Raw genomic sequence first — 11,551 nt, forward strand, 5'->3', positions numbered from 1 at the left:
GACAAATTGATCAAGGCAACCATACCGATCATGAAAGTCCCTATAGCATTCTCTGATTTTTAGCTCTATGTTCTAAATTGCTTCAACTGAGCATTCAGATTTTCGCTCATCTCATCAAGATTTTTTGACGTATCGGCTATTTGTTCCACACTGACGGCATTGGAAGCCGAAGAGACGTTGATAGACTGGAAAAGTGCCGATACGCTGTTGATCGCCGTTTTGGCACGTTCCGATTCTTTGGCCGTTATTTCAACTTTTTCTTTGGCCTTTGACATCGTCTCAACCGTCGTCATGATAACGTCTTGAACCGATTTGGACGATTCGGAAGTCGCCTGAATCGCTTTGGCGTTGATCTCCATCTTTTCTCCGGCGTCATTGATCGATTGAAGGATAATTTGAATGGTCGAATTGATCTCCAAGAGACTTTTTTGGGTACGTTCCGCCAATTTACGCACTTCATCGGCAACAACCGCAAAACCGCGTCCGTGTTCACCTGCACGGGCAGCTTCGATTGCCGCATTCAATGCCAAAAGGTTGGTTTGATCGGCGATATCACCGATAATTGTCAGAATCGACTGGACTTGAACCGCCTCTTGGGAAAGCCGTTCCAAATCCTCCGCCAACTCACTCTCGGCTTGTGAACTGTGCTGAATATTATCATCCATACAGGCAATTTTCTCTTTGGCTTCTTGCAACATCGTATTGGCGTTTTCGATCTCTTTAACCATTTGCATCGACTGCAACGTCGTTGATTCGATAATTTTTTCGACGTTTATTAGTTCGTGCTGATTGACGACAATCTCGTTCGCATTTTTTTCGATCCGCTTACCGATATCCAAAGATGTCGAACTCAGTTCAGCCGCCGTCTCACCGTTTTTTAGTGAGATGTTTTTAATATCTCTCATCACTTTTTGCATCGTGTCAAGAGATTCATTAATGTTCAATGCCGCAGCTGAAATCTCGTCTTTTCCGCTAATAGCAATACGATGCGTTAAATTTCCGTTCAGAAGTTCATTCGCCAATACCGACATCGAACCGATTTTCTTCAAGATGATCTGAATCGATTGATACACGATAACAATGACACCGATAAAAATAACCGTAAAGAGGACAAAAAGCTTCACACTTTCGGTTTTCAAAAGATCCGATGCTTTTGTTTCATTGCTTTGGGCGTATTCGTTGGAAAGGACGACAATTTCATCAACCGCTTTACGGTGCTCGAAATAAGCCTCTTTAAGTTCTCCCGATGCCAGAGAAGAAGCATAACTCAAATCACCCGAACGGATCGCGGGTATGTATTTTTTCTCCAGTATCTCATAATATTTCATGGCGGGTGCATACGCTTTGTCGATCATCAGGGGACGGATTTTATCATGATGGAGGTTGTCTACCCAATATTGGTGGCGCTGTTTATACTCGTCCTGAAGCCGATTGAGTGTTTTAATAAATTCGGCGAGTTCCACACTGTTTTTGGTTTGAAGCATTTCCAAACTGACCAAACGTGTCTCGATAATGTACTCAGGGGGAGGAAGGATGTCAGCGATCAGATCTTTCGTCTGGACGATCTCGTGATAAAGTTCTCCGTTAATTTTGATAGCGCTCATAGCCATGTATGAAAAGAGTGCGAATAGTGAAAAACCTGCCGCAAAAATTACGGCAGACATCCATAATCTCGCTTTAATTGTCAATGATTGAAACATTACGAATTGCCTTTTTATTAAACATTTTTTCGGAAGTATACCGCTCTAATGTTGCAAAAGGATCGCAAATTGCTTAAAAAAGATACTAACGCCAAATCCCCTCAATTGAGGTGACGCAGTAAGGGCAGTTAGTGAGATTGACAAGACGATTGGTGACAAATTGACCGATGTGGCCATGCCGATCTATGACCGGTTTATGACAAGTCGGACAATAGGTCGATTCACGCGATTCATCATCGATATTGCCGACGTAAACGTATTTCAATCCCGCCTCTTTGCCTATTTCGTAGGCACGACGAAGGGTTGATGGCGGAGTACGGGGAGTATCTATCATCTTGTACATAGGATGAAAAGCACTGATATGCCACGGCATTGAGGGATCAAGCGATGCCTGAAACTCGGCAATGGCACGGATCTCATCTTCTGAATCGTTATATCCCGGAATAAGGAGTGTCGTCGTTTCGATCCATATCCCTTTTTTGTGGGCATACTCAATCGTATCGAGTACCGGCTTGAGCGAAGCGCCGCAGATATCTTTGTAAAACGACTGACTGTACCCTTTGATATCGATATTCATCCCATCCAGATACGGGGCAATCGTATCGATTGCTTTATGGGTCTCATAGCCGCTGGTGACATAGATATTTTTCAATCCCGCCTCATGGGCAAGGCGGGCGGTATCATAGGTGTATTCGAAAAAAACAACCGGTTCGTTATAGGTATAAGCGATACTTTGGCATCCGTATTCAAGAGCTAGATCAACTGCCTTCTGAGGGGAAAGCGAACTCCCGATAATATCGTGATGATGCTCTTTTGGGTACTGGGAAATATCGGCATTTTGGCAAAATTTACACGAAAAATTGCAGCCGACCGTTCCGAACGAAAAGACCTGTGAGCCCGGTAAAAAATGAAACATCGGTTTTTTTTCGATCGGATCAACATTAACCGCAGCCGCAAGGCCGTAGGTGAGGAGATAAAGTTCTCCGTTTTCTACTTTACGAATACCGCAGACTCCGTATTCACCCTCACCGAGTTTACAGTGCTGATTACATGCTTCACATGCAATCCTTCCGTCTTCAAGTTTGTGTGAGAGCCATGCAACGGAAGACACAACTATTTGACCTTAATCTGTTTTACAGATTCCCCTTTCGTCTCTTTTTTAGGGAGGGTAATTTCTAAGACACCGTCTTTATTCTCGGCATGAACATTTTCGGCATCCACGTTTGATGGGAGGGTAAAACTTCGCGTAAAGCTGCCGAAACTGCTTTCACACTGATAATAATCCTCTTTTTTAACCTCTTTTTTCTCTTTTCGCTCCCCTTTAAGGGTCAAAATACCGTTTTCGACCTTCACACTGATGTCCTCTTTTTTGACACCGGGAAGATCGACGTCAATGTGGTAAGCAAACTCCCCTTCTCTCGTGTTTACGGAGGGGGTAAAGCTTGAAAAAAGATTTTTCTTCAGATCAGGTGAAAAGGCTCCGTTTATCCGCTCTTCCAATGTACGCAACTCTTTAAACGGATCAAATCGTGTTAACAACATGGTAAATCCTTTACAGCGTAATTTTACAGAGACGCAACCGCACTTTTCAGTCAATCTCTGCTTGCAATAATTTTAATACCATGCACATTAAACAATACATTAAAAAACAAATTAAATTAGTATATCTCTTAAACTCAGCCCTACTTTCCCTTTGGGAACATCCACCTCGACAACACGAATAGCTAAGAGCTGTTGATTGACACTGAGTACCTCAAGAGGATGCGAAATCCGCTTCTCGCTCATCTGGGAAATATGAATCAATCCGTCGTTTTTGAGTCCGATATCGACAAATGCACCGAAATCGGCAATGTTTCGGACAACCCCTGAGACAATGGAACCCTCACGCAGTTCTTTAATATCGGTGAGATCGGAACGAAACATAATGGGAGGCAAACTCTCGCGCGGATCAAACCCCGGTTTTCGCAGCTCCGCGATGATATCGCTGAGCGTCGCTTCCCCTATCCCCAACTCCTGTGCGATAGAGGGGAGCATCTCTTTAGAAATCGAGGAGAGATCATGACGTTTTATCAACGCATTTGCCGCTTCATAACTCTCGGGATGGACACCCGTGTTATCCAACACGCTTTTCCCCTCCCGTATCCGAAAGAATCCCGCACACTGCTCGTACGCTTTCGCCCCCAGCCCTTTGACTTTGAGGAGCTCTTGTTTGGAGGTAAACGGACCGCTCTTTTCGCGATACTCCACAATCGCCTGAGCAACTTTTGCCCCTACCCCTGCGACATAGGAGAGGAGTGAGACCGAAGCACTGTTAGGATCGACCCCGATACGGTTGACCAGATCCTCGGTGACACTGCCGAGCTTCTTCTCCAAGAGCTTTTGATCGACGTCGTGCTGATATTGCCCAACCCCGAGTGATTTGGGATCGATCTTCACCAGTGCCGCCATTGGATCACGCAGACGCTGGGCAATCGAAATCGCTCCCCGAATCGTTACATCAAGCTGCGGATACTCTTCTTGGGCGATTTTGGAGGCGGAGTAGACCGATGCCCCCGCTTCGGAAACGACGGTATAAGAGAGATTTAGCCCCTCTTCACGGTTTAACCTCGCAAAAAATTCCTGTGTCTCCCGTGACGCAGTGCCGTTGCCGATAGCGACGGCATTAATTCCGTAACGTTCACACAGCTGCTTTACGACTTTTGCACTCTTTTCATAGTCATTCACGGGCGGTGTCGGATAGATTACGGCGTGATCGAGATACATACCGTTTTCATCCACTACGGCAAGTTTGCACCCCGTCCGATACGCCGGATCGGCTCCCAAAATAGAACGCTTCGTGACGGGAGGAGACCCTAGAAGCTGTGAGAGGTTTTTACCGAACGTATTGATCGCCTGAAGATCGGATTTCTCTTTGACCATCGCATGAACTTCCCGCTCCAACGAGGGGAAAAGGAGGCGTTTGAAGCCATCGAGATAACTCGCCAACAGCAGCGTCTGAGAGCTTTTGGCATGGCGCGGAATACGGTAGTTCTTAATCGTATTCTCCACCCGATCCATATCGAGGGTAATCTTGACGCTCAACTCTTTTTCACTCACTCCACGCATGATTGCGAGATAACGATGAGAAGGGATAGCGGATATTTTCTCCGTTTTCCCTGCGAGTTTGGCGAATAATCCCTCTTCTTTGAGCCCTTTTGTCCCCTTAATCTCAAACGAAGAGTAATCGAGTATCTGACGGCGCCAGTGGTCGCGCTCACGCGGATCGTCGCTGTAGCGCTCCGCCACAATATCCTGAGCCCCCTTGATCGCTTCATCGCGTGAGACAATAGAGCCTTTGATAAACGCATCCGCACGTTTCGAGAATTCTCCCAACTCTAACTGCGCACGCTCCAGCAAATCCGCTAACGGCTCCAATCCTGCCGCTATGGCAGCACCCGCACGGGTATTTTTCTTCTCTTTAAAAGGGCGGTAGATATCTTCGACCTCTTGCAACGTTGACGCGTTGTTCAGGCGTGAGCGAAGTTCACCGCTCAACTCAGAACGCTCCGCGATAAGACGGGAAACCTCCTCTTTACGATCCAACAGTTTTTTCGAGTAGCCATAGATATTTTCAAACTCACGCAGCTGCTCGTCGGTAGCACCCCCCGTCATCTCTTTGCGGTAGCGGGCGATAAAAGGGATCGTGGAACCCTCTTCGAGGAGCTTTAGGATATTAGTAACGGTTTTGGCAGTAAGTCCCGTCTTTTGAGAAATTAGGTCGATAAGAGGATTCATTGGTTTCCTGAAGATTTTGCATTTTTGGCGGCGAGTTCACGCGCTTTGTCTTTTTTGCTCTTCCCTTTTCCTTTGACCGAGTCGGGGCCTTTTACTTTGGGCGGCGGAGTTCCTGCGAGTTCAAACCCCTCTATCTGCTCACGCGGAAGTTTGATAGAGGAGCGTTTTTCAATCAGGGCAAAATGATCGCGCTCAGCAAATCCGATAAATGAAATCGCAAGACCCGATTTCCCCGCACGACCCGTCCTTCCGATACGGTGGATATAATCAGAGGGGGAGCGGGGAAGATCGAAATTGATGACGCAGGTGATGTCGTCGATATCCAATCCGCGTGCGGCGATATCGGTGGCAAAGAGGATACGTATTTTTTTAGCTTTGAACTGCTTCAGTACATGGGTACGATCCTCCTGGAGAAGATCCCCGTTAAAGGAGTCCGCCGAAAATCCGTATTTTCGAAACTTCGCGGCGATATTGTCCGAGGCTCTTTTGTTTGCCATAAAGACCAGCACCTGTTCCCATTTTTCACTCTCAAGAAGATGTCTCAGCAAGGGACCTCGATTTTCGGGATTCACCTCGATAACCCGTTGATGGATGCTCTCTACGGTCGGCGTCTGCGCTTCTATCGTCACATGAATCGGGTTCTGGGTGATTTTAGCGGCAATCGCTTCCATTTTCGGCGGATAAGTCGCGGAGAAAAGAAGATTTTGACGCTTGAGAGGAATCGCCTCTAAAATCAGTTCCAACTCCTCTGCAAATCCGAGATCAAGCATCTTGTCCGCTTCATCGAGGACAAAAAACTCCAGATGGGAGAGATTCATCTGCTTTTTTTTCAGTACGTCGAGAAAACGACCCGAAGTAGCGACAAGAATGTCGCACCCCTGCTGAATCGCGTAGAGCTGATCGCCGATGCTCTCTCCTCCGATGACACTCACCACTTTCGGTTTTGTCGGAAGGTATTTCCCCATAGTCTCAAACGTCTGCGCTACCTGCTGCGTCAATTCCCGTGTCGGGGTGAGGATAAGAGCTTTGATCTTCCCTTTCCCCTCGCCGCGCGTCTTTGTCCACAGCTCCAAGATAGGGAGTACGAAACTGGCACTTTTACCGCTCCCTGTCTGTGCCTGAGCGAGAAGATCATGGTGTTCGAGGATGAGAGGGATCACTTTTTCCTGAATGGGGGTAGGCTGAGTATAGCCCTCTTCGCTCACCGCACGGTGAAGCAAAGATGAAAGTCCGAGTTGTGAAAATGGCATAGTGAATCCTCGTAAATAGTAGAGGAAGTATAAGTTTATTTAGGTGTAAAGCGGATTAAATGCGATTGTATCTCCGTCTTATAAGAACATAAAATGCATCTTCCTCTCCAAAGCTCTACAAGGGATCACGATGGACACCATAATTGAGACAATCAAAAAAGAGTTGCGCAACCAAACCACGATTCCCTACTTCGCTCTGGGGGTATTTGAGGGAATTATGACCAAAGAGGGTGAAGCGGTACCGTATAACAGTGACTCATTGATTTTTGCCATGAACGACGGACGGGCGATGTCGCCGCGGCTCATGTTCGAGTACTCACGCGCCGCAATGCATATCGAACAACGCCGCGGCGTAGAGTATATGACCCAGCTTATTAATCACATCTATACCAAACCATTTGAACCGACCCAGCTGCACAGAGCAATCGCCGATATGTCCCCGCGCTACATTGTCGATACGAATCGCGACACAAAACTTCAAGAGCTGTTTGCGTACACACCGCATGTCCTTATTATCGGAAAATCACGAATTATGGGTCATTTGAACCGTTATGAAGTGTACGAGTACGATGTCGAAAACCAAAAATATTTTCTCGTTGATGATGAAGTGCTCGAAACCGCCGAAAAAATCCTCTTTAAGCCGATGGGCTCACCGCTGCCTAATCCGAGCTTTGTTATCTCTGACGCCGATTATGTCGATTGGCTCACCGAAGCGATGGGGGGATTTGCCGTCCCGAAAATCCTCAAAACTTACCGCAAAGCAAAAAAATACCTCTTTTTGGGAACCTCGTTTGATCACGATACCGACCGTATGGTGGCCAACGAACTGAGCCTCGATCTTGAAGGGGGCTATGTTATCACCGACAAAGAGTTGGGTAAAAAAGAGAAGAAGTTCATCGAAAAACACCATCTTGAAGTGGTTCCGATGTCGTTAAGCGAATTCATCAAAGCATTTGTATAAAAGGAGCATATCATGCCTTACATTCCAACCGTTAAAGATGTTTCACCGCGTGGAGAACGTTATTTCGATCTCTTTTCCAAACTCCTCGGAGACCGTGTCATCGTTATCACCGAAGCAATCGACGATCACATGATGGGGGTTATCGTCTCTCAGCTGCTCTATCTGGAGGCGATGGATCCCGATGAGCCGATTCACATGTATATCAGTTCACCCGGCGGTTCGGTTATGGCGGGATTAGCTATATTAGATACTATGAATCTCATCAATGCTCCCGTCCATACCTATGCTATGGGGCTTGTTGCTTCCATGGCGGCGGTATTGTTTACCTGCGGAGAGCATGGACACCGCTATATGCTCCCCAATGCCGAAGTGATGATTCATCAGCCTCTCGGAGGATACTCGGGTCAGGCGAGCGACATCGAAATCCATACAAAACATATTCTAAATCTCAAACGCCGTCTCTATGTCATCTTAGCCGAAGCAACCGGAAAAAGTGCCAAAGTGATTGAGAAAGAGTCCGACCGCGACAACTATATGGAAGCCGCTGAAGCGATCGCATTCGGTCTTGCCGATACGATCCTCACCAAATTCAGCCCAAAGGATGTTTGATGAGTACCGAAAAAACCTGTTCATTTTGCGGAAGAAAACAAAGCGAAGTGAAAAAAATGTTCTCTTCCGAGACAACCCATATCTGTAACGAGTGCATCACGACCTGTTCGGCTATTTTGCAAAAAGAGGTGCGCTATGAGCAACGCTCCGCAATGCAGCAGCAGCTCCCGACTCCTGAGAAAATTGTCGAGTTTTTGGACAAATACATCATCGGTCAATATGACGCGAAAAAAGTGCTCGCCGTCGCCCTCTACAACCACTACAAACGGATCGAAAATCCGGTCTACAATAATGTCGAACTCGAAAAATCGAACATCATGCTCGTAGGGCCGACGGGAAGCGGAAAAACCTTGCTCGCCAAATCGCTCTCCAAGATCATGCAGGTGCCGTTTGCCGTTGCCGATGCGACAGCCCTCACCGAAGCGGGTTATGTGGGTGAAGACGTCGAGAGCATCCTCTCTAGGCTCCTCGCCGCCGCCAACTACGACATCGACCTTGCGCAACGCGGTATCATCTATATCGACGAAGTGGACAAAATCGCCCGCAAGGGTGAAAGCTCCACGATGGGTCGCGATGTCTCGGGTGAGGGAGTACAGCAAGGGCTCCTCAAAATCCTAGAGGGTGCCGAAGTCTACGTCCCCGTAAAAGGGAGCCGTAAAAACTCCACCACCGAGACGGTACTCTTTAACACCTCTCACGTCCTCTTCGTCTGCGGAGGAGCCTTTGTCGGTCTCGTCCCCGACACCCATACGAAAAAAACCAACAAAGTGGGATTCAGCAAAAGCGCCTCTGCCGATGCGAAACCGAAAAAAATCGATGCCAAAGCGCTGGTGCATTATGGGATGATCCCTGAGTTTATCGGACGTATCCCCGTCGTCGCACAGCTGGGTGAACTCACCAAAGATCAAATGATCCAAATCCTCCAAGAACCGGACAATGCCCTTATCAAACAGTTTCAGGCGTTGTTTGATATGGACAGCATCGAGCTGAATTTTGAGCACAAAGCACTCGAAGCGGTAGCACAAAAAGCGATTGATAGAGGTGTCGGTGCACGGGGATTACGGGGGATTATCGAAGAGGCGATGCTGCCGTTGCAGTTTAGCTGTCCGTCGAACAAAGCGATTGCGAGTGTCACCATTACTGAAGCGGTCATCGAAGACCCGTCAAAAGAGCCTATCTACACTTACAAAGAAGAGCACGCGGAAGCGTAGTTGAAATACACCCTATTGCCTATGGGGTGTCAGTTAGGTTATAATCACCGTATGAAACTGCAAGATGCCATTGAAGTATTAGAATCGTACAAACGTAACCATGCGGAGGAGTTCGGAATCGTTCGCATCGGTATATTCGGCTCCGTTGCACGAGATGAAGCGACGCAGGAAAGCGACGTGGATGTGGTGATTGAGACGAAACACCCCAATCTTTTTAAACTCTCCCGCATCCGTCTCGATCTCGAAGAACTGATGCACACCCATGTCGATCTCATCAGCTACCGTGAGAGCATGAATACATTCTTAAAAGAACGAATCCAAAAAGAAGCGATCTATGCCTGAAAAGGCTCTGCTGATCGAAACCCTTACTCAGATTCACGGCGCAACTGAGCGCATCCTCAAACGATTTGAACCCATCCTTACCTCTGATGCTTTTTTAGAAGATGAAGCAGGTCATGAAAAACTCGATGCCATCTGTATGCAGCTAATCGCGATCGGTGAAAGCCTCAAAAACGTCGATAAAATCACCGATAAAAAATTGCTACTGAACTATCCTGCCGTTGATTGGAAATCGGTCAAGGGGATGCGTGACATTATCAGCCATCACTATTTCGATCTCAACGCGGAAGCGGTGTTTGATGTATGTAAAAACGATATTCAGACGTTAAAAGAGACTATTGAGCAAATGCTACGGGATGTAATAGCATAATGCAATTTGAATTTGTTCCAACTCGTAAAGCTTCTGTATCAGAACAAGAAATTCTTAATGATTTACAAAATATTGCAAAAAAACTTAATAAAGAAACAATCACTCAAAAAGAATACAGAGAAAATGGCTATTATGACGATACTACCGTAAGCCGCAAATTTGGTACATGGAATCAAGCTCTTAAAGCTGCTGAATTGCAATTTTCTAATGAAACCAATATATCTGATGAGCGTTTATTTAACAACCTTTTAAATTTATGGGAACATCTCGGTCGTCAACCAAGAAGAAGCGATTTGACGAATGATTTTTCTGAATTTTCTCAAAGTCCATATAATCGAAGATTTCAAAATTGGACAAATACACTTCTAAATTTCGTTGCATGGGCAAATGATGAAAAACTAGTTGCTCCCAAAAATAAAATTGACACAAAAAAGAAAACAGGACGTGATCCTTCATTGCGTTTAAGATTTAAAGTCTTACAAAGAGATAGTTTTACGTGTAAACAATGTGGTGCAAGTCCAGCCAAAGATCCATCCATAGAATTACATTTAGATCATATTGTGCCTTGGAGTAAAGGTGGCGATACCTCATATGAAAATCTACAAACGTTATGTTCAAAATGTAATCTTGGCAAAAGTAATTTATAGAATCTAAAAACCTGATATTCTTATTAATCCTCGAACAAATCTTGCATTCTCTCCTTATACTATCCGACATATGAGGACAAACAATGAAACGAGTCTATTTAGATAACAATGCCACCACCAAACTCGATCCTATCGTCAAAGTCAAAATGCAGCCTTTTTTCGAAGAGCTTTACGGTAATCCGAACTCATTGCACCAGTACGGTATCGAAGTGCGCCCTTATCTAAACGAAGCGATGGGGAATATGTACGACGCCCTGAACGCTCCCGATGCCGATGACATCCTCATCACCTCATGTGCGACCGAGAGTAACAACACTGTCCTCAAAGGAGTCTTTTTCAAACATATCCTCCGCGATCCATCCAAAAACCACATCATCGCTTCAGCGGTCGAGCATCCATCAGTTCTAGAAACTCTCCATTTTCTCGAAGAGAACGGTGCCGAGATCACGTTTGTCGATGTGGATGCATTCGGATATGTCAGCGCGGAACGGATTCGTACGGCAATCACCGACAAAACGATCTTGGTCTCCATCATGTGGGCAAACAATGAAACGGGGATGATTTTCCCCGTCGAAGAGGTCGCCGCCATCGCGCAAGAACGGGGGATTTTGTTCCATACCGACGCCGTTCAAGCGATTGGAAAAGTGAAAGTCGATCTCACCGCAACGCCGATCGATTATCTCACCTTCT

At 46.3% G+C, this 11,551-nt stretch carries 12 protein-coding genes; 7 read left to right on the forward strand and 5 right to left on the reverse strand.

Translation table 11 applies throughout. The annotated features are described in order from the left end of the window. Positions 1 to 65: 65 nt before the first annotated feature. The 5 genes from Q0C19_RS00320 to Q0C19_RS00340 all read right to left on the reverse strand — a co-directional run bounded on the left by Q0C19_RS00320 (position 66) and on the right by Q0C19_RS00340 (position 6,724). Positions 66 to 1,700 (reverse strand): methyl-accepting chemotaxis protein, encoded by a 1,635-nt coding sequence (locus Q0C19_RS00320; protein WP_295051532.1) that lies wholly within the window; start codon positions 1,698 to 1,700, stop codon positions 66 to 68. A gap of 85 nt (positions 1,701 to 1,785) precedes the next feature. Continuing rightward, a complete protein-coding gene (amrS, locus tag Q0C19_RS00325) occupies positions 1,786 to 2,811 on the reverse strand; it encodes an AmmeMemoRadiSam system radical SAM enzyme (protein WP_295051534.1) in 1,026 nt (341 codons plus the stop codon). A gap of 2 nt (positions 2,812 to 2,813) precedes the next feature. Further along, complete coding sequence (locus Q0C19_RS00330) at positions 2,814 to 3,242, reverse strand: Hsp20/alpha crystallin family protein (RefSeq protein WP_295051537.1); 429 nt, start codon at positions 3,240 to 3,242, stop codon at positions 2,814 to 2,816. A gap of 111 nt (positions 3,243 to 3,353) precedes the next feature. Further along, entirely contained in the window at positions 3,354 to 5,474 is a 2,121-nt protein-coding gene (locus tag Q0C19_RS00335; protein WP_295051540.1) for a Tex family protein, read from the reverse strand. Beyond that, the gene (locus Q0C19_RS00340; RefSeq protein ID WP_295051542.1) at positions 5,471 to 6,724 is read right to left on the reverse strand and encodes a DEAD/DEAH box helicase; all 1,254 of its coding nucleotides are present in this window, start codon (positions 6,722 to 6,724) and stop codon (positions 5,471 to 5,473) included. Before Q0C19_RS00340 ends, Q0C19_RS00335 begins: the two co-directional genes overlap by 4 nt. Before the next feature lie 130 nt (positions 6,725 to 6,854). On the opposite strand from Q0C19_RS00340, the gene Q0C19_RS00345 reads away from it, so the two are divergent. The 7 genes from Q0C19_RS00345 to Q0C19_RS00375 form a co-directional block, all read left to right on the forward strand. Next, positions 6,855 to 7,685 (forward strand): SIR2 family protein, encoded by an 831-nt coding sequence (locus tag Q0C19_RS00345; RefSeq protein WP_295051543.1) that lies wholly within the window; start codon positions 6,855 to 6,857, stop codon positions 7,683 to 7,685. Between the two features lie 12 nt (positions 7,686 to 7,697). Continuing rightward, complete coding sequence (locus tag Q0C19_RS00350; RefSeq protein ID WP_295051545.1) at positions 7,698 to 8,294, forward strand: ATP-dependent Clp protease proteolytic subunit; 597 nt, start codon at positions 7,698 to 7,700, stop codon at positions 8,292 to 8,294. Further along, positions 8,294 to 9,505 carry an ATP-dependent Clp protease ATP-binding subunit ClpX gene (gene clpX, locus Q0C19_RS00355; protein ID WP_295051547.1) on the forward strand — a complete coding sequence of 404 codons (1,212 nt, stop codon included), beginning with the start codon at positions 8,294 to 8,296 and terminating at the stop codon, positions 9,503 to 9,505. The genes Q0C19_RS00350 and clpX overlap by 1 nt, the downstream gene beginning before the upstream one ends. A gap of 51 nt (positions 9,506 to 9,556) precedes the next feature. Next, the gene (locus tag Q0C19_RS00360) at positions 9,557 to 9,847 is read left to right on the forward strand and encodes a nucleotidyltransferase domain-containing protein (protein WP_295051550.1); all 291 of its coding nucleotides are present in this window, start codon (positions 9,557 to 9,559) and stop codon (positions 9,845 to 9,847) included. Next, on the forward strand, positions 9,840 to 10,214 hold the full coding sequence (locus Q0C19_RS00365) for a HepT-like ribonuclease domain-containing protein (protein WP_295051553.1): 375 nt from the start codon (positions 9,840 to 9,842) through the stop codon (positions 10,212 to 10,214). Before Q0C19_RS00360 ends, Q0C19_RS00365 begins: the two co-directional genes overlap by 8 nt. Further along, positions 10,214 to 10,861, forward strand: a complete 648-nt coding sequence (locus tag Q0C19_RS00370; protein ID WP_295051556.1) for an HNH endonuclease — start codon at positions 10,214 to 10,216, stop codon at positions 10,859 to 10,861. The genes Q0C19_RS00365 and Q0C19_RS00370 overlap by 1 nt, the downstream gene beginning before the upstream one ends. Before the next feature lie 83 nt (positions 10,862 to 10,944). Continuing rightward, positions 10,945 to 11,551 (forward strand): aminotransferase class V-fold PLP-dependent enzyme (locus Q0C19_RS00375; RefSeq protein WP_295051583.1); only part of this gene is annotated, 607 nt, incomplete at its 3' end.

The organism is Sulfuricurvum sp. (assembly GCF_023250475.1).
Classification (GTDB): Bacteria; Campylobacterota; Campylobacteria; order Campylobacterales; family Sulfurimonadaceae; genus Sulfuricurvum.

Coding starts and splice junctions, on each gene's coding strand:
- Q0C19_RS00320 (WP_295051532.1), bottom strand. CDS start 1,700: ATGTTTCAATCATTGACAATTAAAGCGAGATTATGGATGTCTGCCGTA.
- Q0C19_RS00330 (WP_295051537.1), bottom strand. CDS start 3,242: ATGTTGTTAACACGATTTGATCCGTTTAAAGAGTTGCGTACATTGGAA.
- Q0C19_RS00335 (WP_295051540.1), bottom strand. CDS start 5,474: ATGAATCCTCTTATCGACCTAATTTCTCAAAAGACGGGACTTACTGCC.
- Q0C19_RS00340 (WP_295051542.1), bottom strand. CDS start 6,724: ATGCCATTTTCACAACTCGGACTTTCATCTTTGCTTCACCGTGCGGTG.
- Q0C19_RS00345 (WP_295051543.1), top strand. CDS start 6,855: ATGGACACCATAATTGAGACAATCAAAAAAGAGTTGCGCAACCAAACC.
- Q0C19_RS00350 (WP_295051545.1), top strand. CDS start 7,698: ATGCCTTACATTCCAACCGTTAAAGATGTTTCACCGCGTGGAGAACGT.
- clpX (WP_295051547.1), top strand. CDS start 8,294: ATGAGTACCGAAAAAACCTGTTCATTTTGCGGAAGAAAACAAAGCGAA.
- Q0C19_RS00360 (WP_295051550.1), top strand. CDS start 9,557: ATGAAACTGCAAGATGCCATTGAAGTATTAGAATCGTACAAACGTAAC.
- Q0C19_RS00365 (WP_295051553.1), top strand. CDS start 9,840: ATGCCTGAAAAGGCTCTGCTGATCGAAACCCTTACTCAGATTCACGGC.
- Q0C19_RS00370 (WP_295051556.1), top strand. CDS start 10,214: ATGCAATTTGAATTTGTTCCAACTCGTAAAGCTTCTGTATCAGAACAA.